The organism is Paenibacillus sp. N22P23 (assembly GCF_059383735.1).
The window spans coordinates 94,370-119,862 of sequence record NZ_JBXENT010000006.1 but is presented as its reverse complement, the minus strand read 5'-3'; the positions used below and the strand labels follow the sequence as shown (position 1 = coordinate 119,862).

General features: G+C 51.3%; 23 protein-coding genes and 1 riboswitch. Of the genes, 6 read left to right on the top strand and 17 right to left on the bottom strand.

Features of this window, described 5'->3' with window-relative positions; genetic code table 11:
* Position 1: 1 nt before the first annotated feature.
* The 6 genes from AC506A_RS22440 to AC506A_RS22415 all read right to left on the bottom strand — a co-directional run bounded on the left by AC506A_RS22440 (position 2) and on the right by AC506A_RS22415 (position 6,896).
* Positions 2-2,287, bottom strand: coding sequence for a putative bifunctional diguanylate cyclase/phosphodiesterase (locus AC506A_RS22440; RefSeq protein ID WP_495463224.1), 2,286 nt, complete (start codon positions 2,285-2,287; stop codon positions 2-4).
* A gap of 201 nt (positions 2,288-2,488) precedes the next feature.
* The gene (locus AC506A_RS22435; RefSeq protein WP_495463223.1) at positions 2,489-2,797 is read right to left on the bottom strand and encodes a thioredoxin family protein; all 309 of its coding nucleotides are present in this window, start codon (positions 2,795-2,797) and stop codon (positions 2,489-2,491) included.
* Positions 2,798-2,842: 45 nt separating this feature from the next.
* On the bottom strand, positions 2,843-3,502 hold the full coding sequence (gene rnhA / locus AC506A_RS22430) for a ribonuclease H (protein WP_495463222.1): 660 nt from the start codon (positions 3,500-3,502) through the stop codon (positions 2,843-2,845).
* Complete coding sequence (locus tag AC506A_RS22425; protein ID WP_495463221.1) at positions 3,503-4,906, bottom strand: diguanylate cyclase domain-containing protein; 1,404 nt, start codon at positions 4,904-4,906, stop codon at positions 3,503-3,505. It lies immediately after the preceding gene.
* Positions 4,907-4,998: 92 nt separating this feature from the next.
* Positions 4,999-5,466 (bottom strand): chemotaxis protein CheD, encoded by a 468-nt coding sequence (locus tag AC506A_RS22420; RefSeq protein ID WP_495463220.1) that lies wholly within the window; start codon positions 5,464-5,466, stop codon positions 4,999-5,001.
* Positions 5,467-5,597: 131 nt separating this feature from the next.
* Positions 5,598-6,896, bottom strand: coding sequence for an NCS2 family permease (locus AC506A_RS22415; RefSeq protein WP_495463219.1), 1,299 nt, complete (start codon positions 6,894-6,896; stop codon positions 5,598-5,600).
* A gap of 87 nt (positions 6,897-6,983) precedes the next feature.
* Positions 6,984-7,083, bottom strand: a riboswitch (purine riboswitch).
* Between the two features lie 228 nt (positions 7,084-7,311).
* Here AC506A_RS22415 and AC506A_RS22410 point away from each other — a divergent pair.
* Together AC506A_RS22410 and AC506A_RS22405 are read left to right on the top strand one after the other, a co-directional pair.
* Positions 7,312-8,949 carry an SWIM zinc finger family protein gene (locus tag AC506A_RS22410; RefSeq protein ID WP_495463218.1) on the top strand — a complete coding sequence of 546 codons (1,638 nt, stop codon included), beginning with the start codon at positions 7,312-7,314 and terminating at the stop codon, positions 8,947-8,949.
* A complete protein-coding gene (locus tag AC506A_RS22405) occupies positions 8,946-11,954 on the top strand; it encodes a DEAD/DEAH box helicase (RefSeq protein WP_495463217.1) in 3,009 nt (1,002 codons plus the stop codon). Before AC506A_RS22410 ends, AC506A_RS22405 begins: the two co-directional genes overlap by 4 nt.
* Positions 11,955-12,329: 375 nt before the next feature.
* Here AC506A_RS22405 and AC506A_RS22400 read toward each other — a convergent pair whose 3' ends face one another.
* From AC506A_RS22400 to AC506A_RS22375, 6 genes are all read right to left on the bottom strand, one after another.
* Entirely contained in the window at positions 12,330-12,815 is a 486-nt protein-coding gene (locus AC506A_RS22400; protein WP_495463216.1) for a hypothetical protein, read from the bottom strand.
* A gap of 114 nt (positions 12,816-12,929) precedes the next feature.
* Positions 12,930-13,355: a hypothetical protein gene (locus tag AC506A_RS22395; RefSeq protein ID WP_495463215.1), complete on the bottom strand. Its 426-nt coding sequence runs from the start codon at positions 13,353-13,355 to the stop codon at positions 12,930-12,932.
* Positions 13,356-13,461: 106 nt separating this feature from the next.
* A complete protein-coding gene (locus AC506A_RS22390) occupies positions 13,462-14,133 on the bottom strand; it encodes a carboxylesterase family protein (RefSeq protein ID WP_495463214.1) in 672 nt (223 codons plus the stop codon).
* Between the two features lie 100 nt (positions 14,134-14,233).
* Positions 14,234-15,100: a metallophosphoesterase family protein gene (locus tag AC506A_RS22385; protein ID WP_495463213.1), complete on the bottom strand. Its 867-nt coding sequence runs from the start codon at positions 15,098-15,100 to the stop codon at positions 14,234-14,236.
* A 31-nt stretch (positions 15,101-15,131) separates the two neighbouring features.
* Positions 15,132-15,455 carry a DMT family transporter gene (locus AC506A_RS22380; RefSeq protein WP_495463212.1) on the bottom strand — a complete coding sequence of 108 codons (324 nt, stop codon included), beginning with the start codon at positions 15,453-15,455 and terminating at the stop codon, positions 15,132-15,134.
* A gap of 17 nt (positions 15,456-15,472) precedes the next feature.
* Entirely contained in the window at positions 15,473-16,255 is a 783-nt protein-coding gene (locus AC506A_RS22375) for an HAD family hydrolase (protein ID WP_495463211.1), read from the bottom strand.
* A gap of 197 nt (positions 16,256-16,452) precedes the next feature.
* On the opposite strand from AC506A_RS22375, the gene AC506A_RS22370 reads away from it, so the two are divergent.
* Positions 16,453-17,019, top strand: coding sequence for a GbsR/MarR family transcriptional regulator (locus tag AC506A_RS22370; RefSeq protein WP_495463210.1), 567 nt, complete (start codon positions 16,453-16,455; stop codon positions 17,017-17,019).
* Between the two features lie 67 nt (positions 17,020-17,086).
* On the opposite strand, the gene AC506A_RS22365 is transcribed toward AC506A_RS22370, so the two are convergent.
* Positions 17,087-17,890, bottom strand: a complete 804-nt coding sequence (locus AC506A_RS22365) for a polysaccharide deacetylase family protein (RefSeq protein WP_495463209.1) — start codon at positions 17,888-17,890, stop codon at positions 17,087-17,089.
* 164 nt (positions 17,891-18,054) lie between these two features.
* Here AC506A_RS22365 and modA point away from each other — a divergent pair, with 164 nt between their 5' ends.
* A complete protein-coding gene (modA, locus tag AC506A_RS22360; RefSeq protein WP_495463208.1) occupies positions 18,055-18,834 on the top strand; it encodes a molybdate ABC transporter substrate-binding protein in 780 nt (259 codons plus the stop codon).
* A gap of 16 nt (positions 18,835-18,850) precedes the next feature.
* Positions 18,851-19,519: a molybdate ABC transporter permease subunit gene (modB, locus tag AC506A_RS22355; protein ID WP_495463207.1), complete on the top strand. Its 669-nt coding sequence runs from the start codon at positions 18,851-18,853 to the stop codon at positions 19,517-19,519.
* Between the two features lie 111 nt (positions 19,520-19,630).
* Here modB and AC506A_RS22350 read toward each other — a convergent pair whose 3' ends face one another.
* Positions 19,631-20,593: a substrate-binding domain-containing protein gene (locus AC506A_RS22350; protein ID WP_495463206.1), complete on the bottom strand. Its 963-nt coding sequence runs from the start codon at positions 20,591-20,593 to the stop codon at positions 19,631-19,633.
* Positions 20,594-20,710: 117 nt separating this feature from the next.
* Here AC506A_RS22350 and AC506A_RS22345 point away from each other — a divergent pair, with 117 nt between their 5' ends.
* Positions 20,711-21,976, top strand: a complete 1,266-nt coding sequence (locus tag AC506A_RS22345; protein WP_495463205.1) for an MDR family MFS transporter — start codon at positions 20,711-20,713, stop codon at positions 21,974-21,976.
* A 78-nt stretch (positions 21,977-22,054) separates the two neighbouring features.
* On the opposite strand, the gene AC506A_RS22340 is transcribed toward AC506A_RS22345, so the two are convergent.
* Genes AC506A_RS22340 through AC506A_RS22330 form a run of 3 tightly spaced genes read right to left on the bottom strand, consistent with a single transcriptional unit; the run spans position 22,055 to position 25,476 of the window.
* A complete protein-coding gene (locus tag AC506A_RS22340; protein ID WP_495463204.1) occupies positions 22,055-22,759 on the bottom strand; it encodes a hypothetical protein in 705 nt (234 codons plus the stop codon).
* On the bottom strand, positions 22,752-24,734 hold the full coding sequence (locus tag AC506A_RS22335) for a DUF8034 domain-containing protein (protein ID WP_495463203.1): 1,983 nt from the start codon (positions 24,732-24,734) through the stop codon (positions 22,752-22,754). Before AC506A_RS22335 ends, AC506A_RS22340 begins: the two co-directional genes overlap by 8 nt.
* Positions 24,727-25,476 carry an RraA family protein gene (locus tag AC506A_RS22330; RefSeq protein ID WP_495463202.1) on the bottom strand — a complete coding sequence of 250 codons (750 nt, stop codon included), beginning with the start codon at positions 25,474-25,476 and terminating at the stop codon, positions 24,727-24,729. The genes AC506A_RS22335 and AC506A_RS22330 overlap by 8 nt, the downstream gene beginning before the upstream one ends.
* Positions 25,477-25,493 lie beyond the last annotated feature (17 nt).

Here is a 25,493-nt window from a genome sequence, read left to right as displayed (position 1 = left end):
GTTATGGCCTCCTGCCTGCATAACTGACATTTTCGACTAAACGCTTCGCGCAATCTTCTGGCAAGAGAGGGCGGCTGAATATGTAGCCCTGAACATCGTCGCAATTTAATTCGCTGAGCAGCTGCACCTGCTCCATGGTCTCGACACCTTCGGCAGTCACGCATAAATTCAAGCTGTGGGACATGACGATGATGGCTCCGACAATCGCCCGTTCCTTCGGATTCTCGATCATATCGTCCAAGAAGGACTTGTCCACCTTGAGTCGATGGATGGGGAAATTCTTCAAGTAATTGAGTGAAGAGTACCCCGTTCCAAAATCATCGATGGATATTTTGACACCGAGCTCTGAGAGACCTTGCAGCGTAAGTATGACCTTCTCGACATCCTGCATGGCAATGGATTCCGTAATTTCAAGTTCCAGATACCGTGGTTCAAGACCTGTCTGCTGCAACACACTCGACACCGTTTCAATAATGCCGTTGTTCTGAAATTGATGAATGGATAGATTAACAGAGACCTGCACCGCAGGTAATCCGGCATCCTGCCATGCCTTATTCTGCTTGCAGGCCGTATACAAAATCCATTCCCCGATCGGAATTATGAGGCGGGAGTCCTCGGCAATCGGGATAAACTCAGCCGGCGAAATGAGTCCATGCTCATGATGCTTCCATCTGACAAGCGCCTCGACGCCGGCGATTCGTCCGGTAGCGAGCTCGTATTGCGGCTGATACATCAGCAGCAGCTGCTCCCGCTCCAATGCCTTGCGCAAATCCCGCTCGAGCGACAGATTTCCATACGATTTCTTCTCCATCGCCGCATCGTAGAACCTGTGGCTGCTTCGTCCGCTTTCCTTGACGCTGTACATCGCCATATCGGCGTTCTTGATGAGCGACTGTCCGTCTTCACCGTGCTGCGGATAGATACTGACGCCAATACTGGCGGAAACAAATAATTCTTTATCTTGATAATAGATCGGCTGTTGAATAAGGGCTGCGATATCATAGATAACCGTTTCAACCTCGTCGTAATCACTGATTTGAGGCATCAATACAAGAAACTCATCCCCGCCAAACCTCGCAATCGTGAATGCTTTATCGAGATGCCGTTTCAGCTTATCGGAAATATCGACGAGCAGCTTGTCACCAGCGCCATGTCCGAATGTATCGTTAATGATCTTAAGTCGGTCAAGGTCGATAAACAATACGGCAAAACGGTGTCCATGCTGCTTGGCAATGCCAATCTCCTTCTCCAAGAGCTCGTTAAACAGCTTGCGGTTCGCTAAGTCCGTCAAATGGTCATGATACGCCATATAGCGGATCTTGGCTTCACTTCGCCTGCGCTGGTACAAATAATTGAGCAAATACGTCACGATCGCGATAGTAAGCACACTTGCGAGCGTTGTATTGCGAATTTTCCTCGTATCCTTCACCAGATCCGAAACCGGAAACACCGCTTCCACCTTCCAGCCTGCGGAGGACAGCTTGCCTACCACAATCAAATACTGCGTACCTTTCACCTTGATCGTAGCGGTATCGATCGTAGACAAGGATGCATCCTTATCAATATTAGCCCAGTTCAGAGCAGGGACCTTATAAACCTCTCCCTCACTGGCGCCGCTGGCTGCGCTCAGCAGATGATTGCCTCCACCCAGAAGCACAATTTCACCGCTGTCACCCAGCTGCCTCTCCGAGAGCGTGTCATTCAACACTCGGGTACTGATCTCAACCATAAGAATATAGCGTTGTCCCGAGCTCAGTGTCAGGCTGCGGCTAATAGCAAACGACGACAAGCCGGACATGTAGCCCTCGCTCTTCGTTTCATGCCATACCACCCTGCCTCCGGCTATGGCTGCTCTATACCAATCTGTATGCGTGTAGTCGATGATAGGCATATCAGGGGGGATTGTCGTGATTGCCTTAAAATCAGTATCCTGAGGCAAGAGGTGGACGGCTGTAATTTCGCCTTTGCTGAAGAAACGTACCGCAATGGTAGTTTTGATTGCATTCGCAGCGGAATATTGATTCAGCTTGCCGCTGCTGCTGCTGCTGTAATCGGCCAAATTGCTTAAGATCACACTGTCCGTAATAAAGTTATAGGTCAAATCCTCGTAGTTTCGTAACGTGAGGTTCAACTTATCAACAGACTGCATAACCATCTGCTGCGTGGAGAGCGTCATCTTCTCTTTCAGAATCGACTTGGACTGTGAATAGGAAAAGAAGCTGATTCCGGCAACCAGCAAGGTAGAGCATAGTAATATAAATAGAAAGGGCTTGAAATTCGCCTTCACAAGCTCCGCCTCCTAATCAGCTTCTTTTATATGTCAATGAAGAGGGATTTTCGACAAATTCCACCAAAAATCGTGCTTTTGCACTACTATGATACTAATGTACCACACAGTCGTTAGTAAAGTTATTTAGTAACTGTTAGATTTCTATTTATTCTCAAAAAAAAATCAAAAAAAAACGTTCCTTTCTGTGTGAAAGGAACGTTACTTTAGCAGTCGATACAGGTCGTCGACAGACCTCATCGCGTATTCGAAACGGACAGGTTCTCCACCCTCCAGAAGTACGAGGCAAGGTACACTAGTAATTCGCCATCCGTCTCGCAGAGTCGGTGAGAAATTGATGTTCATCGTCCGAATCGGCGTCGCAGCCCCAGCCGCTTCTACGATTTCGAGCATACGCAGCCCCAGTTTGCATGTCCCGCAGAGCGGCGTGAAGAAGTAGATCGCTTCCCGCTCGTTCTCCGCTTTGGTTTGCCCCAACCATTCCTGTTCGGTAATCTCTTGAAAAGCCATAACTGTGCTCCGTTCATTTACGAGTATTCTGCATAATACGGATGCTTATTTGCGCCCGTAATCCGCTTTAATTTCGCCCCACTGCTTCGTCTGCCACTTGAGCACTTTGTTCGAATACGAATTGGTTTGCAGCCATTTGACCGCGCGGTCTACCATGCCCCAAATTTCCGCCGTTGACGCATCCCTGACAAGCGTGGAGGATACTTCTTTCTGCCTTACCCATTTGAGCGCATTCATCGAATCGCTGTATACCGTCTTCGTGCTGCCAAGCTTCTTCAAATAAGCTAGTCCATGTACAATGGCAAGAAACTCTCCAAGGTTATTCGTTCCTTTGGAAATCGGGCCTACAGCAAAGATCACCTCGCCTGTTTGCGTATCCACGCCTTTATATTCCACAGGTCCGGGATTCCCGTTCGTCCCTACGTCTACCGAGATACTGTTGTAATCAATCTCTTCGCTGCCCACATCCGCTGCTCCGGCGCTCTTGCGTTTAGGCGCGCCTTTGAAGCTTGTCCCCGCGCTGCTGCCTTGTCCCCAATGCTTCTTCCATCCGCCTTGATAGGCTTCGTCGGCTGCAGCCTTTGTTTCATAGGACTTGAATTTGGCATCGTCAAATCCGCTCGTTTGCGCCTGACACTCGCCCCAATTGCTGTATACGCCCGGCTTTCTTCCTACCCAAACGACATAAAACTTCTGCTTGGCCACCTACACACCTTCTTTAACCAAAGATTCGCTGCTATAGACCTTCATTTGATTCCGCCCCTGCTGCTTAGCCTCATAGAGTGCCGTGTCCGCATGACGAACGAGCATATCTCTGTCGATCAAGATCGTCGGGGTTAAGGACGCTACACCTACACTAATTGTAACCGAGCTGCTAACGCGCGAAGCACGGTGCGGAATATCGAGCATCATCATTTGTTCGCGGAGCATGATGCCGAACGCAGCCGCATCCTCAATGTTCGTCTCCGGAAGCAGTGCAATGAACTCTTCACCGCCGTACCGCGCGACAAACCCGCCGTTAGGCAGCGATATGCTGCTTAGAACACCAGCCACCCGTCGCAGGCAGGTATCACCTTCTTGATGCCCGTAGCTATCATTATACGCTTTAAAATAGTCGATGTCGCAAAGGATAACCGACAGCGGAAGCGCTCCATGAACGGCCAGCTCCCATTCCTTGTCGAACATATCGTCAAAATGTCGGCGGTTGGCAATGCCCGTCAGTCCGTCGACATTGGCTAGTTGAGAAAGCAGCTTATTCGTTTCCTGCATCTGCTGCTCCGCAAGCTTACGCTGCGTAATGTCTCGGAAGATAACCATAAGGGCAGACTCTCCGTTATATTGCATCCAGGATGCCGTCACCTCCACATCGATCGGCTCCCCATCGACGCGCAAATAGACACTTTCGAAAGGAAGAAGGACGTCCTTACTTTCAAGCACTTGTTCGACATGCTTCCTCGCTCTTGGCAAATAATCCGGATGCACCATAGCCTGAAGCGGACGCTCCATTAACTGCTCCAGGCTGCCGTCGCCCAGAAATTCAACCGCCTTCTGATTGGCGAGTACAAGTTTCCTGTCCATAATGACCATAATGGCATCCGGCGACAAATCCACTAAGCGGCGATAGCGGTCTTCGCTCTCTTGAATGTCTTTCTCCGCCTTCTTCCGCTCGGTAATGTCGCTGCCAACAATGATGACTTCCACCGTTTCGCCGTTTTCCTTAATCGGCATGACACTATTCAAATACGTGTAGCCATTAAATCCGGATTCGTATTGAAACTGTTCCCCAGCCCATGCGCGGTCATACATGCTTCTAACATAATCATGCATGTTCTCCGGCATGACTTCTTCCATGGTCTTGCCGATGTCTGATTGCGTTAGTCCAAGCATATAGAACAGCTGGCCGTCAGCCAGTGTATAGCGATATTTACCGTCTACCTTCTTAAGCTTAAACGTAATCCCCTGCTGCTCACGCAGCAAGGTCGTATATTCCAATTGAAGCGCCATGAATTGCGTATCCGCTCTGCGCATCCGAACGTAACAGAAGCGGCCCCATAAGAGAGCCGCTGCAATTGTTCCTATAATTGTGGTTGTAGTCGTCCAAGTCGTCATGTCTGCGCACCTGCTTAATAGGTTTATCAGTCATCATTCGACAACAATGGTGGAATTCCTCTAGGTGATCTGTCGCTGATTGTGTACTCTTCTTACGAACTGAGCGGTAAGGTCGAGAGTTTAATCTCGCCTGTCTTCACGCTCATAATGAGCGTGCGGCTTACTTGACCGCCGACTTCAGCGTTAATTGGCTCTATATTCAGATGCTGCAGCATCAGCTGCACTTGCTCCAAGTTGCGGCTTCCGATTCGGAAGTAGTCCCGCTTCTTCGGCTGTGCGCCTCCGAACAGCTGGATAATCAGGTTGTGCTTGCGGCAACCAAACTGCTCTACCATTTTGCGAATAAGCAAAGGAACACCTGTTGTGGCAAAATGGCCTGGCCGTTTGAGCTCGTCCTTCACGGAGAACGGCTGCGGAAGCACAATATGAATTAAGCCCGCTACTTTCTTAACCGGGCAGTAAGCTGTAACCGCCACACAGGTGGACAGGGAGAAGGTTGTGATAGTCTCTACTTGGTTGCCTGAACAAACCCATTCTCCCAATCCCACGACTCTATTCATGATGACTGACTCCTATCCCCTGTGGCGGTTACATTTGTTTGCTGCAACGTCAGTATAGCAATTAAATGTTAGATTTTCTCTAGAGTAAGGAGATATTCCAAAAAAGTTTCACTCATACTTTTCAAACTTTTTTAATGATTGAAAAATGCGAGCTGGATGAAGAACAACACGGCAAACAAATAGAAGATCGGGTGCACATCCTTCCGTTTGCCGCGTACCAGCTTCAGAATCGGATAGACGATAAACCCGACGCCGATCCCTGTTGCAATGCTGTATGTTAGCGGCATAAGGACGACGATGAGGAAAGCGGGGAAAGCTTCTTCGATGTCATTCCACTCGATTTTACGCAGCACATTCAGCATCAAGAAGCCTACTATAATAAGCGCAGGCGCCGTAATCGCCGGGATGCCGGCAAGTACGGATACGACTGGTGAGAAGAATAACGTTACCGCTAGAAGCACACTAACAACGACAGCCGTAAGACCTGTGCGGCCGCCGACTGCAACGCCTGCACTAGACTCGATATAAGCAGAAGTCGGACTTGTTCCGAGAAGTGCACCGACTGTAGTGCCGGCCGCATCAGCCAGCAGTGCCCCCTGGGAACGCGGGAATTTATTGTCCTTTAAGAGATTCGCCTGCTCCGCGACACCGAGCATGGTGCCTGTCGTATCGAACAGCGTAATTAGAAGGAAGGTGAAGATGACCGAGTAGAGCCCTTTCGTAAACACACTGCCAATATCAAGCTGAAAGGCCGTTGCAGACAGTCCGCTCGGCATCGAAACAACAGCATCCGGGAAGTGCATCTGCCCGGTTATCAACGCAATGATGGCTGTTATAATCATGCCTATAAATAGAAACCCTCGTACACGGTAGGCCATTAGAATAAGAGAAATAACAAGTCCTACTATAGTAAGCAGCGTCATCGGCGCAGAGAGATCGCCCAGTGTCAGCAGCGTTGCCGGGGAGTCGACGATGATCTTCGCATTTTGCAAGCCGATGAATGTAATGAACAAACCGATCCCCGCCGTGATAGCGTGCTTCAGACTTGTCGGAATCGCATCCAGCAGTGCGTAGCGGAACGAAGTGAGCGACAGCAGTACGAAGAGAATGCCCGCGACAAAAACAGCCCCAAGCGCAACCTGCCACGATATCCCGCTTCCACCTACGACACTGAAAGCAAAATAAGCGTTTAACCCCATCCCCGGAGCAATAACGATGGGATAGTTGGAGAATACGCCCATTATCAAAGTTGCGACAATACTGGCCAGCACCGTTGCGATGAATACGCCATGGAAATCCATGCCCGCTTCGCTCAGAATACCGGGATTTACGATAACGATATAAACCATGGTTAAAAATGTCGTGATCCCCGCCATGACTTCCGTTGACACGGTAGTACCACGTTCTTGCAGCTTAAATAGTTTGTCCATCTCTTGCAGCGCCTCCTGTAAACCTTGTTGACCTAGCTTCCCCCAAATAAAAAAAACCTAACCTGCAAGCATAGGGAGGGTTATAGATACACGTACCCCTATGCTCGTAGTTAGGATTCTTTGGCTCCTTGTAGAAACCCCCAAACCATATTGTTGAGGATATACGAACGATTGATCATTGTTTAATTGGGTAAATCCTTTACTAGGTTAATGGTATTAGTCGGTGCTGTCAATGAAAAATTGCGTAATTTGGCGGTGAAAAGCGAACTATATGCGGAAAAACGATTTGATTGTTCGGGTTTGTAATTATGAATATTTTCTTTTGCCGGAATGTTGCCTCTGTTCGCCTATGTGTGAATCGAAACCTGATATAATAGATTGCAGTTTATGAATTCACGTGCAGGAGACGCCAATTATGACGATGAAACTCCCTTTTTCCATCGATGATGCCGAGTGGACTGAGCTCACCTTGCAGGTGGGCAAGCATTTCGACGACCTCACGCTCAAACGAGGCTTTCAATATTATAAACAGGATCGGGTCCATTCGGTCATGATGCCCGAAGCTGCACTAGTTGAGGCTGCAGTAGACGGCTCCGACATGTTCGATGTAACGCTGCAACTGGATGATATTCCGAGCAGTGTTTGCTCTTGTCCTTTAAAAACCGGCCGCTGTATGCATGTTGTCGCCGTCTTGCTCTATTACTCTGCCATGCAAGGACGTTCCGTGAATGCCATTGTGAATGCTCGCTCCACGGCAACTGCAAGTGCCACTGCCGCAGCTAAGGGCACTAAAGTCAGCGGTAAGGCTCAGCCGGCAGTTCGACCCGCAACACTAAGTGCGGATGAGCTCGCAACCCTGAGCATTGCCGAGTGGCATACGCGGTTTGGCAGAACGTTAGGCCCTTTTAACCATAGTCCTCGCTTCTTGCAGGAAGCTAAGGAAATGCTCACGGGCATCCAAAACATGAAGCCGCTTCTTTCACTGATACCTGAGCAGCTTTTTGACCTGCATGCTTACTTATTTGTGCTGGAGAAGCTGGTGAAGCCGGCTCAGGAAGACTGGCGCCATTCCGGCCATTTCATGGGATATCATACCCAGCTTGCGATGGATGAGCTGCTCGAAGCTGCGCTTCGCTGTTTGGCCCAACCGCTTCCGATTTCATCAGAGTCAGAGTATTGGCCGCGTGTGAAGGAAACGCTGGCTTATTTGCGGACGCATATGCTGAGGGAGGATCGAAGCTTAAACTGTTTTGCCAAGCTGTATCAAGTATTCTGGATGAAGTGGATGCGGCCGAACTTGGATGACAAAACGGAGCTGGTGCAAGGTGAATTGCTTGAGCTGCAACAGGCTGAAGACGTGCATGGGCAGCATCTATCTCGCGTGCCTTGGATGCTGGCGGAGTGTCTGATGTTCTTCGAGCTGAACCAAGACGAGAACGCTTGGGCGCTGTTGAAAACGGAAGGCAAACGAGCATCCCTGCAGCCGGGTCAAGTGGACCCTTTGTTAGAAGCGCTCGTTCAGGCTGAGGCATGGCCAAGGCTCGTGAGCTGGCTGGAGCAGGTCGGTCCGATGCTTAGCCGTTACCGCAGCGATGACTTCAACTCCTATGGCGGCTATTGGGAGGCTGCGCTCACGCATGTTCAAGATGCGGAGCCGCGCATGTGGGCGACACTTGGCGCCATGCTTCCCTATTCCCGCAGTCTCTATGAGGAGGCGCTGCTGTCCTATGGCAGATGGCAGCAGTGGATGGATTATCAAATCAGCTCGGGCAAAGAGCCGCTTGAATTCAAGGTTGGCGTCCTGAAGCCAATCGAGAAAGAAGCGCCTGAGCTGCTGCTCCCTTTCTACCATCAAGCTGTTGAGCGCTACGTGCTGATGAAGAATAGAGACAGCTATAAAGCTGCCGTGAAGCTGTTGAAACGTCTGAACAAGCTATATAAGAAAACGAAGCAGGACGCGCGCTGGGAATTGTTCATTAGCGCCTTTACCGCACGCCACAGCCGCCTTCGCGCATTGCAAGAAGAGCTTCGGAAAGGAGGACTGCTGTCATGAGCACGTACACGGAGACGATTTCGATTCAAGTCAGCCTGACTTCGCATGGCGATGCACTCATTCACGGCACGGTACCGAGCTTCATCGTAACCGGCGTATATGTGAAGCATCGGCTGTTCGCATGGCATGAGCCCTCCTTCTACGGAACGGAGCTGGAGATCGAGAAGGTCCAGGACATGGAGCTTGTTGTACTCCCCTCGGAGCAGGTCATTCCCTTCTTCGGCGAGCGTCGGCTGCTGGAGCATATGGAGTGGAACTGGGAAAATGATGCGGCATCGCTGGTGGCGCTGGCACCTATTCTCGCCGCGTGTCTGACGGAACGAAAATATGTGCCGAGCTTTGCAGCTTTCCAGAGCGGCAAGCTGCAGTGGATCTGGGACGAGGCACAGCTGGATGCCGAGGCGCTCGAACTGTTTAAGCAGCATGGATTGCTGGCTGTTGCAGGCGTAGGAGATGAAGAAAGCGGGGATGAAGCTTTCTCCGCCGGCTTGCGCGCCGCATTCTCGTCGGCAGTCTACGCCCGCTATTATGGAGCGGAAGAAACAGCGGCCGACTTGCGCCGCGACTTCCCGCTGCTCTTCGCGAAGGACCGTGCATCGGCGACAGCCGGTATGGATGCACAGGCCTGGCTTGTCGCTTCCGGCTGGAAGGCAGATACCTTGCCGTTCCGACCGCTGCTGCAGCTGCTTGAGCCGGATGAAGGCGAAGAAGACTGGCAGCTCGCTCTAGTGCTGCAAGATAAGCGCGAGCCCTCGCTTCTCGTCCCGGTGCGGCTGACGAAGGACGGTTCAGCGCTAGGCTCTTGGCCGACTTCATGGTCGCCGCATGTGCGCGAGCGTTCGGCCGCATGGCTGACGCATCTGCTGGCAAGCCTGCCTGCAGAGCGGCTTGTCGGCGGAGAAGATGATGTCCTGAACTGCCCGATGACCGATGATGCCGCATGGCAGTTCTTGACCGAGGGCAGCCAGCGGCTTCTCGCAGCGGGCTGGCAAGTGCTGCTTCCCGCATGGTGGGAAGCAGCCAGCCGCAGGAAGCCGCGACTGCGGGCGAAGGTTCGCTCCGGAGCAGGCGGCGATCGAACAAGCGGCGGCGGTTCGTTGTTCGGGCTTGATTCGCTCGTAGATTTTGACTGGCGGATCGCGATCGGGGACACCGATCTGACTGAAGAGGAATTTGCGGAGCTTGTTGCCCGCGGTGAACGGCTCGTTCGTTTCCGCGGCCGCTGGGTGCCGCTGGATCCGGTGCTTCTCGCACAAATTCGCAAAGCGATGGCAAGTGTGGATCGCAGCAGCGGATTGTCTTTTCAAGATATTATGCAGCTGCATTTGCTTGGGAACGGTGCGGATGGCTCGGATGGTGCCTCAGCAGAGAGCGCTGGCGATAGCGGTGGCGGTACAGATCCTGGACGTATTCAGCTTGAAGTGGAGCTCAATGAGCATTTGACGAAGCTTATGGCGCAGCTGACTCAGCAGACGGAATGGCCTTCGGTCCCTGTCCCTGATAGTTTGCAGGCGGAGCTGCGCAGCTATCAGCGGGATGGTTTTGCATGGCTTGCCTTCCTGCGCCGCTTCGGTCTTGGAGCTTGCCTCGCGGACGATATGGGTCTTGGTAAAACCGTTCAGTTCATCACCTATCTTCTGCATGTGAAGGAACTTGGCGGTGATGGTGTCGAAACAGTGCCTTCTCTGCTTATTTGTCCAACTTCCGTACTCGGCAACTGGCAGAAGGAGCTCCAGCGTTTCGCTCCCTCGCTGCGCATCATGCTTCATTACGGAAGCAAGCGGCAAAGCGGTGAAGCTTTCCTCGCAGAGGCGAAGGAAGCAGATCTAGTGCTCACATCGTTTGCTACTGCATCGCTGGATCAGGATACAATCAGCGGCTTTCATTGGTCGACCATCTGCCTCGATGAGGCACAGAACATTAAGAACGCCGGAACCAAACAATCCTTGGCCGTTCGCAGCTTCCCTGCCCGGCACCGTATTGCACTGACCGGTACACCGATTGAGAATCGACTGTCCGAGCTATGGTCGATTTATGATTTTATCAATCCCGGTTATCTCGGAAGCTCGCGCACCTTCAATGAACAATTCAGCCAAGCCATTGAGAAGGCGCGCGATGAGGAACGGACGCAGGATTTGCAAAGACTGGTGAAGCCATTCATGCTTCGCCGCAAGAAGAAAGATCCGGCGATCCAGCTCGATTTGCCGGATAAAAATGAGATGAAAACCTACATTAACCTCACTGCGGAGCAAGGTGCGCTCTATGACCAGTCGGTTACTCAATTGATGGAAAAGATGCAGTCGCTTGAGGGAATCGAGCGCAAAGGTGCCATTCTCGCTGCGCTTACCCAGCTCAAGCAGCTTTGCGATCATCCGATGCTGCTCACGAAGGAACCGATTCCGGAGCCGGATGAGGAAGGGATGCTTGCGACGGAGCCATTGATCGGCCGCTCGGCGAAGCTGGAACGATTGCTCGCGATGGTGAAAGAGCTCCGCGAGGAAGGCGAGCGCTGTTTGATTTTCACGCAGTATATCGGGATGGGGCAGATGCTGCAGCGGGTGCTGGGGCAGGAATTGCAGGAGCCGGTGCTCTATCTGCACGGCGGAACGTCCAAGACAGGCCGCGACCGGATGATTGAGCAGTTTCAATCCCAGTCGCTCCCGGCTGCGGAACAGCCGAATGTGTTCGTGTTGTCCATTAAGGCCGGGGGGGTCGGACTGAATTTGACGGCGGCTAACCATGTGTTCCATTTTGACAGGTGGTGGAACCCGGCGGTAGAGAACCAGGCCACGGATCGGGCTTACCGGATGGGCCAGACGCGCGATGTTCAGGTGCATAAGTTCATCTCGCTCGGCACGCTGGAGGAACGCATCGACGAAATGCTGGAGAGCAAGCAGCAGCTCAGCGATAACGTCATTACGAGCTCCGAGGGCTGGATCACCGAGCTGTCGACCGATGCGCTGAAGGATTTGTTCACACTGCGCCGGGATTGGACGATCGGATAGCAGGTTCGAAAATAAAGCTTTCTCAAAAGTACCGCTGGCTTTAGGCGGTGTTTGAGAAAGCTTTTTTGTTAGTTGTATGTATGTGCCGCGCTAAAACTCTAACGAACCGTGGAGGCCTTATGTCCGCAAAATAAGCTCCTAAATTATTCTAACGAACCGTGGAGGCCTTATTTAGGGAAATTGGAGCAGTATAGAGCAGTAAAGCCCGTAATAGCGCCTGTAGGATTCGTTAGATTTTCAAATGCGGTCATTTGGCTCAAATAAGCCCTCTGTGGTTCGTTAGAGTGAAAGTCTGCTGAGGAATCACTGTGATGGCAGCGAATAATCCCAGTATCCACCAATAAAGCAGACCTATCACGGGTTGCCTTCTTCTATCTATTTCACCTCAACCGAGAAATAAAAATCAGCCTGCCCCTGGTCCAGGAACCATTCGCAGTGGATGCGGTACAGGTACACGCCTTTCGCGGTAGGGACGTAGTAGGGATCGCCGTTGAAATCCTTGCTCGTATTGGTCAGAGTGAATTCTTTAATCCCTTGCGGCGGGGTTGGCTCAATCTGGGCACCGCCTTTCACGACGACGGGTTCTAGTTGTGGAATGGAGGCGTCCGTACTTGTGCAAGAGACCGAATCTCCAATGGCTGAGCCGCACCACGAGTAGGCGCTCAGTTTTACAGGGATCGATTCCCCATCGATGACGATCTTCGGTAATGGAGGTTTTTCCCCCTTGATCCATTTTGAAGCGATGGCTTCTTGAACCGTGTGCTCTGCTGCCTTGTTCTGATTCGAGCCGAGAAGGAACCCTCCATAGAATGCACACGCCAGCGCGATCAGCGCAATCAATATGATATTGGTTCTAGTCAAACGACCTCCCCCTTTACCTCAACAGACGGCCGCCCTACACTTAAGGTTGCAAACCGACTATACCCTTACACGCAAAAGAACCCAGCCACCGGCCTGGATTCTTTTGTTCCAAGATTATTTAACTTTCTCGATTTTAAAAACAAACTTCCATTTCGCCGTATTCCCTGAGTAGCGACCACGATTCTCAACAACGGAAACTGTCAGCGACTTCGTGATTGTTTTGGTAATGGAAGATACTTTGATAGATGTTGTAGCTTCACCACTATCCGGATATTTATCCTGTTCTTGCGCTCCAGCCACTAACTTAATGGCATCCGTCGATTTCAAGCTCAGTGTTGTCGATTGACCTTCCCCGACTTCCTTACCATTTACAGTGCCGCCCGACCACCATTCATTGCCCACATGATTATTCTCGACTAAAGAAGCACTAACGAAAGTCACTTTAATCTTCGTTGGTTTGGCGGCTGCGAACAGCGGTTGAGCTGTAAAGAGAGTGAGAATCAAGAAAGAGATTAGTCCTTGGATTAGCTTCTTATTCAAGCACACCACCCCTATTTTCTAGGATATATAAAATCTTCCTTAATATAGCATGTGGGCGATTTTCATACTATGTAATTCGTTTACATAAAATTGGAGAACCCAGCAATTAATCGGCTGGGTTCTCTCTACGTTCATGCTGCAAAAACCACGCATACAGCTCCGTATTCCGGTACGTTTCACTCATGATGGGATGCTTCAGCCCCGGGTAGCACGTGAAGGTGATCGTACCGCCGATCGCTTCAAGCGCCTTCACCATATCGCGGGTGCCGCTCACCGGCACAACATCGTCGTCTTCGCCGTGAAACGCCCAGATTGGGACCTCCTTCAGCAAGGCCGCCGCTTCGGGCTGATACCAGCCGGAGAGCGGAGCCGCCGCCGCGAACCGCTCCGGATAACGAGCTGCCAGATCCCATACACCGTTGCCGCCCATACTAAACCCGGTTAAATAAATACGCCGCTCGTCGATTCGGCAGTTAGCGACGAGGTGATCGATCATCGCCATCACCCCATCCCGCTCGATAGGCCAGAACGAATGTGTCCCGCACTGCGGGGCTGCAACGACAAATTTGAAAATACCTCGGCTCTCCGCAATCGCCGGCAGCCCATATCCATCAAGTGCGCTCTGATCGTCCCCGCGACGATTAATGCCGTGAAGAAATACGATCAGCGGCCATTCCTTCTCCTCATGCTCGTCATACGCCGAAGGCAGAAAGAGTTGATACCCGATCGAAATGGGTTTCCTGATTTCGGTCTGCAAGCGTTGCTTATACAATGCCATTCGCAGCGTCCTCCCGACAATTAACTTGGTAAAATAATACATCCACAGCAGCGGAATGACAACAACAAAATAGGGCACCCGCTAAGGTGCCCCGCAACAACTAAGATGAGACCGGATAATTCACTTGGAATTGCGCGCTTTGCACCCATTCGCCGCGTTCGAAGTCTCTGCCTCTTACGAGTACGCGATCGGCGTACACTTCGACATAATAGCCCTGACTGCCATCCTTATGCTCATCCTCATCCGTCCATAGATACGCAGTCGAAGCGGCATTAAACATCGCCGGCAGCTGACTGCCTCCGTCGAAGAAATTATGCGGCGCATCCAGCTCCCAGTGCGTATGCCCGGTGAACATGATCGCTTGGCGATGTTTCGCCAGCACCGCTTTGAGTTCTGTGTCCTGCGTGACGCCGTACCAGTTCTGCGCTTCCAGCGAGCCTGCCACAGTATCCTTCAGCGGCTGATGCAGGAATACAAACACCGGCTTATCAGGCGAAGCCTTTTCTCCCAGCTTCGCGTCCAGCCAAGCAAGCTGCGCCTCCGATAAAGTGCAGTACAGACCGATCCCCTCCTCCGTGCCGAGGAAGATAAAGTGATACCCGTCAATCCAATGATCATGATACATGTCGGTCATGCCGGTTTGCGCTAAGAACAGCTCCATGTGGTGCCGCCACTCATCGCCAATATCATGATTACCGCTCGTCACATATAGCTTCGGGAGCGCCTCTTTGCTCGCATTCCAAATCCGGTAAAACTCCTCATACTCCTCGATAAACCCGTTATCCGTCAAATCCCCTGCATGCATGATGCCGCAGCTTCCTTCACCATGTGCCGCAATATCCGCAAGGGCCCGCTCCAAATTGCGATTATGCTCATGCGCCGGATCATTGTTAATATGCGTGTCCGTAATGACTTGGAAGGAGAGCAAAGGGCGCTCCTGCCGCTCTTGGTTTAGTTTCGTTTCCATAGAATGCGAATATCCCCCTATTAAGTCGGTTTCAATGCCCCTTACTACTCACCTGCAAACCGATAACACCGACGAGAATCAAACCGATCCATAAGAAAGAGATCGGAGGCAGTTTCTCGTTGAAAATAAAATAACTGGCAATCGTAATCAGCACTATGCCGACGCCCGACCAAACCGCATATACAACGCTAACCTGCAGATAACCAAGCGCGTAATTAATTAAAGTGAAGCTCGCAGCATAACAGACAAACATGATGATCGAAGGAATCAGCTTCGTGAAACTTGCTGACAATTTCATCGATATCGTACCGGTTAACTCGAAGAAGATAGCTATCCCTAATAGTATCCAACCCACGGTGTTCTCACCTTTCATCATGGCTGCTTATGCAGTGCCAATTCAGACATCGAGACGATAACTGCGTCTGCACCCGGCAGCTTTGCTCCTGAATCAGCGTTAGCGTCGGCAGCAATACCGATGGCAACCGCCGCACCGGCAAATTTGGCCATCTTCATATCGCCATTGGTATCCCCTATGACAGCTACCCGCGAAGGAGAGAGCGACAGCCTCGAACAAGCCAGCTCTACCATATCCGGGAACGGCTTGCCCCGCTCCACCTGATCCGTACCAATTACTGCTGCAAAATAAGACGTGAGCCCCAGCCACTCCAACTGCTTGACTGCAGCGTCTGTCTCATCCGCCGTTACGACAGCGAGTGTAATGCCATGTTCACGGCATTGTTCCAGGAATGGAATCACGCCGGGAAGTGCTTTAGCTGCACGCGCCGCGTTAAGCTGCTCATCCGCATATTGCCGGCACTGCTGCACGGCGAGCTTCGCCTCAGCCCATGACATGCCTGCGAGATAACCTTGCCATGCAAGCACGGCAACTAGATCATCAATCGTGCCCATGGCAAGAGGACCATTCCGATCGTAATCGATGATTTCCCCATTCGAGGCGTGGCACGTTCCCCATAGCGTTGCGATATCGAGCTGCATCGGCGGCAACTGGTTAGCCTCGAGCTGGCCCGCGAACGCTGCCAGCATATGCTCGCTCCATTTTCCCCAAGTAAAGATAAAATCGATCAACGTGCCGTCTTTATCAAATAAAATGGCATCAATCGGATAACTGACACCTGCTGCTGTCAATTGATTCAAGTCGTCGTCCCCTCTACTATTTAACTGCAGTTCGTTCAATAAATATTTAATTTTAATTGGAAATAGACTTATTTGGTTATATTATAACTTAAATTCAATAATTTTTGAACAGTAATAGTGTGGTTATTTCGTTTCCGCTTTCGGTTTGGTATAATTTCACGGAACCCTTGTACCATTCGGAGTCGGAGGCGGAGAACGTGAAGAAAGTAACTTCGGGGAAACTGAAAGAACCGGTGTCGCCGCGCGAGCAGTTTCGCATAAAGGTCATCGATGCCATCGCCAAAACCATGGACTTGTACGGCGTTAATTATTCCTTCGGCCAGCTCTACGGCATTATGCTCTTCGAGGATCGGCCCATGACGCAAGAAGAAATGCAGGCCAGCATGAACATGAGCAAGAGCAACATGAGCTACGCCGTTCGCGCATTAATCGATTCCAAGATGATGGTCAAACTGGAAGAGAAGGCTGATCGTAAAGACCTCTATGAAGTTGAAGCGGATTTCTTCAAAGCGTTCCAGCAATTCTTCGCAGCGAAGCTGCAACGGGAAATTGATGTCATGCGCGGTGCTATTGACGAAGTGTTCCCTTCCTTATCGGAGATGATCCTCGAGCTCGATACCTCGGAGGAAGAGCGAATGTTATGTCTCCAAGACCTCCATAAATTGAAGCATGCCGTACGTTATTACGAATGGTTGCAGCAATTCGTAAATCAACTCGAGAGCGGACAATTCTTTCACGGATACACAAACGAACCAATCGAATAGATGGCAAAGAAAGAACCTCCAAACTCACTGCAGCAGTGGCGTTGAAGGTTCTTTTTCATTATATTTATCAGCGGTCCCCCGGCTCCATCTTCTGCTTAAACGCAGATAAATCCATCTCCCCTGAGATGAACAATCGCTTCAGCAAATAGGGATTTTGCAACGAGGTCGTCATGCCGTCATCGAACGTAAACGCGTAATCATATCCGCTGTCCTTGACGATCTTCACGGTCTCAAAGCTGCGCAATCCATACGGATAAGCAATGACAGGAACGGATTTGGACAAGTGCTTCTCAAGCAGCGCTTTAGAACCGGCAATTTCATCAATCTGGCCCTTCGTCGTATGAAGAGGCAAATACGGATGCGTCCTCGTATGCGACATAAGATCCCAACCGCCGCTGCTAAGCTTGTCTACCTCGCTCCAATTCATATAGTCCGGCCCGCCAACCCAGTTAGTGACCAGAAACTCCACAGCCACATAGCCATATTTGTTCAAGATCGGATACGCATTCGTATAGTTGTCCTTATAGCCGTCATCGAACGTGATCAGCACATTTCGTCCGTCGTTTAACATTTCCCCTTTCATTAATAGATCAAACTGACTCAGGTTGATGCTCCGATAGCCTTGTTCGTGCAGCCACTGCATCTGTTCCTCAAGGTGAGCCGGACTGACCACATACTCCCCTGTCTTCTGATCCGTTATGGAATGATAGCAGAGCACCGGAATTTGAACCTCGGACTCCTCACCGGAGGCAAAAACAACAGTCGCTTTCTTGTAGGTAAGAAGCTGGTTCACACCAACGGTGAACGACATGATTGCAAAAATAAAACCGACACCAATAACAAGCAGCTTACGACTTTTATGTCTATTCACTAGGATCTCTTCTCCCGATCATTCAGATGAGCTCACATACCACTTATAACTAAACCATACTAAATAGTTCTAAATATAAAATAGAGATTCAAATCAGTAGTCTACTATGTTACGATACATCACATAGATGACTTCATAGACGATGAAATGGAGTGTTATTATTTATGTTGAAACGCATGTCGAAATTGATGCTGAGCATCGCCCTGCCCGTAGCTCTGCTTGCTGCAACGGCACAACCTGCAATCGCTGCTTCGAAGAAAACAGAGCTGCTTGTTTCCGCTGCTGCAAGCTTGAAAGACAGCCTTGCTGAAATTGAGAAAGGCTATGAAGCCAGCCATCCTACAATTGACTTGGTGTTTAACCTGGGTTCATCCGGTACGCTGCAGAAGCAAATCGAGCAAGGCGCACCTGCTGATTTGTTCCTCTCCGCTGGCCAGAAACAAATGGACGCATTAAGTGATGCAAAGCTAATTGAACGCAGTTCGCTGCTGCTGAAGAATGAGCTTGTCATGGTCGTGCCAACCACTAGCAAGAAAGCTTTCAATACGGTTAAGCAATTGACGGATAAAGACATTAAAACCATTGCAATTGGTCAACCGGAATCCGTTCCGGCCGGTCAATATGCGAAAGACACATTAACTACTCGCAAAGTATGGGATTCCTTGGAGTCCAAACTTGTCTACGCTAAAGATGTTCGTCAAGTGCTGACTTACGTTGAGACTGGGAATGTGGATGCCGGATTCGTTTACAAAACCGATGCGCTCACTTCGAAAAAAGTAAAAGTGGCTCTTCGTATTATCCCAGGTGTTCATAAGCCGATTCTTTACCCGGCCGGTATCGTGAAAGATACGAAACATCTGAAAGAAGCTGCTGATTTCTATACGTATTTACAAGGCAGCAAGGCTGATGCTATATTCGTCAAATACGGCTTTATGCTGCCATAAGTCAGGATGATGAACCATGGATTGGCCAACCTTTCTTGAACCCATATCGCTTTCCATCCAAGTCTCGCTGATCGCCAGCGTCATCATGCTGCTGCTATCCGTCCTCATCGCTGGGCGGATGGCCCGTGCGCGATTCTTCGGCAAGAGCATCGTCGATGCAATTCTGATGCTTCCGCTTGTGCTGCCGCCAACGGTCATCGGTTTCGTCCTGCTCGTTGTCTTCGGACGACGAAGCTGGCCCGGCAAGCTCTATGAGAAGCTGTTCGGCGGCCCGATTATCTTTACTTGGGAAGCTGCAGTCATCGCTGCTGTAGTTGTCGCGTTTCCGCTAGCTTATCGTACAATGAAAGCCGGCTTTGAGGGAATAGACCGCTCACTGGAAAATTCGGCAAGGGTGTACGGAGCGTCAGAGTGGCAGGTCTTTCGCTACATTACGCTTCCGCTTGCTTTTCGCTCCGTGACGACCGGCTATATTCTGGGCTTCGCGCGCGGGCTCGGCGAATTCGGAGCAACGCTTATGATCGCGGGAAATATTCCGGGCAGAACGCAAACGATCCCTACCGCCATCTATGTTGCGATGGACGGAGGCAGCATGCGGATGGCATGGGCGTGGGCCGGCTCCATGGTGGTGCTCTCCTTTATCATGCTCCTGGTCGTCAATCGATTAACGAAAGAAGATCATTAATATGGGAATCCCCTCGCCTTCACGCGCTGCGAGGTGAAGGGGATTTTTGGCATAGCAAACAAAACCCCTCGGCGTGCGCATTCCGTACGCAGCGAGGGGTTCTTCGTTTGTTTAGGTATCCAATAGAACCCGGCCGGTCTCCTGCAAATCGTAGCCACGCATGCTCCGCAGCTCGCTCTGATAAGATTCGGATTGCAGGATCTGCACAACCGTCTCAATCCACCTCAGGTTATCCGATCGCTTGAGCATAACCAGATCGTAACGCTCCTGAATGAGCGGCACGAAATCGACGCCTCCGACTATGCTTGCTGCCTGCTGGGTGCCAACGCCGACATCAGCTTCGCCTGCGGCGATTTTGCCGGCAATCGCCAGATGGCTGTGCTCTTCATCTTGATAGCCGTCAAGCTGCTGCGCCGAAATCCCCTGCAGCCTCAGCTGCTCATCCAGCAGTACTCGCGCACCTGAGCCCTGCTCGCGATTGACGATGCGCAGTCCGGGTTTACTCAAATCCGCCCATGCCTTCACCTGCTTCGGGTTCCCCTGTTTGACATAGAAGCCGGCCATACGCGCAAGCAGATGCACGACAACAACCGGCTTGCCGACAAGTAGTTTTCGAATGTAGGGCAAATTATAAGTGCCTGTGTCACCGTCAAGCAAATGAGTGCTTACGATGTCGGATTCACCTTTGTACATGGAGATTAAACTGTCCATGCTGCCGACGAAGGAACGCAGCGGCCGGAAGCCGGGCAGTTGCTTCTCGATGTGCTTGCTCAGCATGTCTAGGCTGATATCATGGCCGGTAATGACAAGCGAGCGTTCTGAAGCTGCACTCGGTGCATACGGGAGAGACGAAGCCGACGACCTGATCCCCTGCTGCGAAGCTCCTTGAACAGGGGCTGCGGTTCCTTTTGCCCGATGCTTATACACGTCAAGAGCGGAAGCATCTACGCGGATCTGCTTCCCGACCCGATAAGAAGGGAGCTCGCCTTTCTTGATTAGATCATACACGGTGAGCTTGGATATTTTGAGCAGTTTGGCTATTTCTTCGGTCGTATAAGACGTATCGCTGGACATAGACACCTCTGCTTATTTGTACTGTTCGTTCAATTATGACAGCCATTTCTTGTTGTTTCAAGATGAATAGAAGGTGTATGATGGTTAAACACTTAGAACCAGAGGGATTTGCACAACATGAAAATCAGAGATTGGGATTCAAATTTAAAAATCCGCCTAGGCGGAGAAGCTGCTTTTAACGTTATTTTCTGGACGTTCTTTCCGTTCCTCTCCATCTATTTCACCCGCGAGTTCGGCAAAGGCTGGACCGGCATCCTCCTCGTTTTGTCGCAGCTGTTATCCGTATTTGCGAATTTGCTCGGCGGCTACTGCGCGGACCGTTTCGGACGCAAGCGAATGATGGTTTTTGCCGCTTACGGACAAGCTGTCGGCTATGGACTTTTCGCTGCTGCCGCATCTCCGGGGCTGTCGATGCCGATTCTGGGGTTCATCGGCTTCACGATGGCGAGCTTCTTCGGCGCTTTGTACTGGCCAGCCAGCCAAGCGATGGTTGCCGATGTTATCGAGGAGAAACATCAGGCGAGTGTCTTCGCCATCTTCTACACAGCAGCCAACATGGCCGTCGTTGTCGGACCGCTGCTCGGGTCACTCCTCTATGAAGACAATCCCTATTCGGTCCTGGTCATAGCATCCATTATCTGTATGTTGCTCGCGCTCTTCATGAACTACCGCTTGCAGGAAACACTGCCGGAGAAATTAGCCGAGCGCAAACGCTCTAATGCCGGCGATCCTTGGTACCGCGCAGTCGCTGTACAGCTGAGGGACTACAAGGTTATCGCGTCGGACCGCGTCTTCCTGCTCTTCACCATAGCCGGCGTTCTGCTCTCGCAAACGTTCATGCAGCTCGATCTCTTGTTCCCTGTCTTCTTGAAGGAAACCATTCAGCAGGCAACGATCTTCTCGTTCAAGGACTGGCATCTGGAAGTCACCGGTCAACAGTTGTTTGGCCTGATTGTATCGGAGAACGGACTGCTCGTCGCCATCTTCACCGTGATGGTGACCAAGTGGATTGTCGGATTCCGCGATCGCTATATCTTTATTGGCGGCGCCTTACTTTATGCTGTTGGCATTCAGATGTTTGGTCTCATGTCCGGCTTCTGGGGCTTCACGCTGGCGATTGCCATCTTCACATTGGCTGAGCTGATGTCTGCAGGACCGCAGCAAGCTTTCATCGCAAGGCTTGCGCCGGAAGAGATGCGCGGGCAATATTTTGCCGCTGCCAGCTTGCGTTACACGCTCGGAAGGACACTCTCGCCACTCACGATTCCGCTTACCAGCTGGATTGGCTTCACATGGACGTTTACGTTGCTGGCCGTCCTCGCCGCATTCTCTGCGGTCATCTACAACAGCATGTTCAACTTATTCGATAAGCAATCGGCTTAATCGGCGATAAGAAAAACCTTACCTAGCTTGGCGGTTTGCACCTCCAAGCTAGGTAAGGTTTTTTTATTATGCAGCTGCCTATTCTCGGCCCATATAGAACAGCTCTTCCATCACACACCAAAGCCGCTCCGCATCCGGTTTATCCGTCCACGGCTCAAAATGCGGCTCCATTGCCACGCCCCAATCAGGCGGCGTCTCCTTCGTTGACAGCAGTCCCTTTCGAGGCGCCTCCACGATCGCGGGGAGCTCCTGATAAGAGAAGATATATTCGCCCAGACTGCCGATAATATAATATTTGTTAAACAGTCTCGGCTTCTCTTCCTGCAGCTGATAATGCAAGAATACATAGCTGGCGTACTGATCCGGCTTCAGCCTGGACAGACTGCCCACTCGCTGCGTTGGCCGGTAGTCCGGATGCCGCCAAGGCACGTCTGACTGCGGAAGATCATCGTGAAAAATATCGTTCATACGCAGCTCATACGAATTCGTCCCGCCGATGACCGGCCAGGTTTCCAGCAAAGCTGACAGCTTCTCGTCCGCAGCCCATAAGCGAGCCCGCTCTACACGATCGCTGTCACTTGCCCCGCCTTGCAGCTGCTCCAAGTACGTAAAGAGATACCGCCCTTCGCGAAACACGCTGCATGTCTCTACCCCTTGTTGCTTCAGCCGCCCCTTTAATGAAGCATCCGCTTCCGCCAACTCGGTCAGAAAAGCCTCTTCCATGCCCGGCTTAATGGCAGAAATCCATATGATCCGCTCGATCTCATTTGTCATGTTATTCACTCCAAGGCTCCTGATAGGAAGGATCATTAACGAAACGGGCCATACCGAGCTCAAGCGTCGTATGGCTGCCTGGTTCGATGGTTACTTGCAGCCATTTGTCATTGACCGCCGCAGCAGCTGTTGCCGCTTGCGGATTGTATAAGCCGCTAGGCAGCTTCTCCATTGTCGTGGACGCACTAAGCTTGCTGCCATCGCTTGCAGCAGCACCAAATACCGTGTACGCCACATCCGTGAATTGATGCTCGCCGAATGCGCCTGCTTGCAAGATGACAGTGCGGGACTGCGTTGGGTGAAGATTAACCAGCTTCACAGTTGTCCGGTCCGCTTCCAGCTTCTCGACAAGCGCAGCTACATCGGCAGGCAATCCCGGCCGACGAGCATCCGCATCGTAATAACGGAGCCTCGCCTGCAGCAGACCTCCGTTATACAGCGGAGACGGCGCACCGAGCGTAAGCTGGAGTAAGCCTTCCAGCGTCACTGTATTGCGAATTTGCAAGTAATCATCCCGGTAACCGGCCGGATCCTCCGTGTCTGTCCGCATGAAGCTCAGACGCTGGTAGATTTGAGTTAAATTGTAGTTCAATATCTCTTCCGGATAGCTCGGATACTCCCCTTCCAAATAGGAAACCCAGCAATAATCATGTCCGGCTTGGTCCTTGTTCCGGAAATAGCGGATTTGATTGTAATCCGGCTTCGCGTAATTGCGAAGCGACTTGAGCAGCGTGTGGTCGGATTCTTCCATCGACATGTACCAGAGATGCGTCGGATAGAACGGCTCAATGGTCGTAAATTCAAACGCGTGGTCTTTCCACGTCACCGTCTTCCCGTCATCATCCAGAATAATATTCGAGGTCGTGTATTCGTACCAACCCGGATCGCCGAATTTATTAGGCAGATAGCGGGTGCCATCCTCCGCAACAATTGCCTTATCGTTCATGATGGTCAGCTGCGAGCGCAGAAATTCCATATAGGCAGGATCGCGTTCCAGCAGGAGTGCATTCTGCGCAGCTACGCCAACGCCCTGACCAATGCTTACCCAGCCATGCGGCCAAGTCCAGCCATACCAGCCGCCATACCACTTGCCGCCGTTATGCTCCCCGATAATCCCGTTCAAGCCGACATTATCCGGAATCAGACCGCCATTCTGCTTTGCCCTGTCGATCCAAGCATCAACGTACTCCTTGACCCACGTTTTGTACTTGGGATCGCCTGTGTGCAAATACGCATTCGTTACCATACTTGTGGCGAGCAAATTCAGCGGGATATCGCCGCGCGAGGCACGTTCGACAATCGCCTTGCCCATCGCCATTGCACCTTCGTCATGCTTCAGATCATCAAGCGTTGTCACGCCCGGCACATCTTGGAAATGAAGCCCGTAATGCCTCATCCAATCGATATAATACCAGCCGCTAAAATGAGTCTTGAAATTGCGGTCCGTCGCGCCCTTGCTTCCGGAGTGCGGATAAGGAATGATACGGTGCTCCGGGTCATAGTTGATGGCTTCCGGGTCTTCGTTTAGGAATAGTCCGGCAAACTGCTTCGCCCGTTCCTTGATGACCGGGTCATTTGGGTCCATCAGGCCCATATGGTAGAACATCGTATACCCTTCGCCTTGGTGGAACCAGTCGTAGCCTTGCTCATATTCCTTCTCGACCATCTTGTGGCCGGTACCGGAATCGTAACGCGCGAATTGCGCCGTAATCGCGTCGAATTCCTTTTTCGATAACGTCTTGAACTTCTCATGACCGCCCAGAATGTAGAACAATGGCCAATTGAAAAAGCTCTCATACATATCGTCTAACGCGTCGATGCCGGTATGTGTATCCGTGGTTGGCCACAGAATCGTGCCGTCTGGACGAATATAGCGTTCCAGCAACGGCTCTACCGCGTCATTCATCAGATCGATGAGCTGTCGTTCCAGCAGCGCCCACTTCGGCGGCTCATAGAAAGCAAGATTAGCATGCAGTTTAAGCATAGCCGTTCTCCTTCTTCCAGTTCTCGAACTCGATCTTCGCTTCTGCGTTAGGCGGGTAATGGGTGTGCAGTGAGGCGCCTTCGTCCAGCTTCATCTTAATCCAGCGTTCTTCCAGCTCGTCATGAGCTCTTGCAATCTTGACGATTTCCTCTACGCATTGCGGCGGAATAGCTACGGCCCCGTCACGGTCTACCAAAATAATATCGCCCGGCACAACAGACACCCCGCCGCAGCGAATCGGTTCATTGAAACCAACCGACATCAGGGAACGCGGAATCGCGCCGCCGTGAACGCCTCTGGCCAGCACTGGAAAATTAACCGCCTTAACCCGCTGCAAATCGCGGATACAGCCATCCACGATAATAGCTTGACCACCGAGGTAACGCAGACGACGTGTAAAAATATCCCCGACAACGCCTGTTTCCATATGGCTGCCGGTATCGATAACGAGCACATCATTCGGCGTAATCGACTCAAGCGCAACTCGGTGAGGCGATTCCGGAAGTGTATCATACTGCTGCTTCACGAGGTCCTCGCGAAGGGGGACGAAACGCAAGGTCACCGCGCGACCTACTGCACTTTCCTGACCTTCAGGGAAACTCAGCGGCATAATGCCTTGCATATAGGCGTTGCGGTACCCCATCTCTACAAGGGTATGGGAAGCGGTGCTTACACTAACAAGCTTCAATTCCTCCAGCAATTCATCGCTAATCGTATGGGTGTTTTTCACAATATAGGTCATGGTCGTAAACGCTCCTT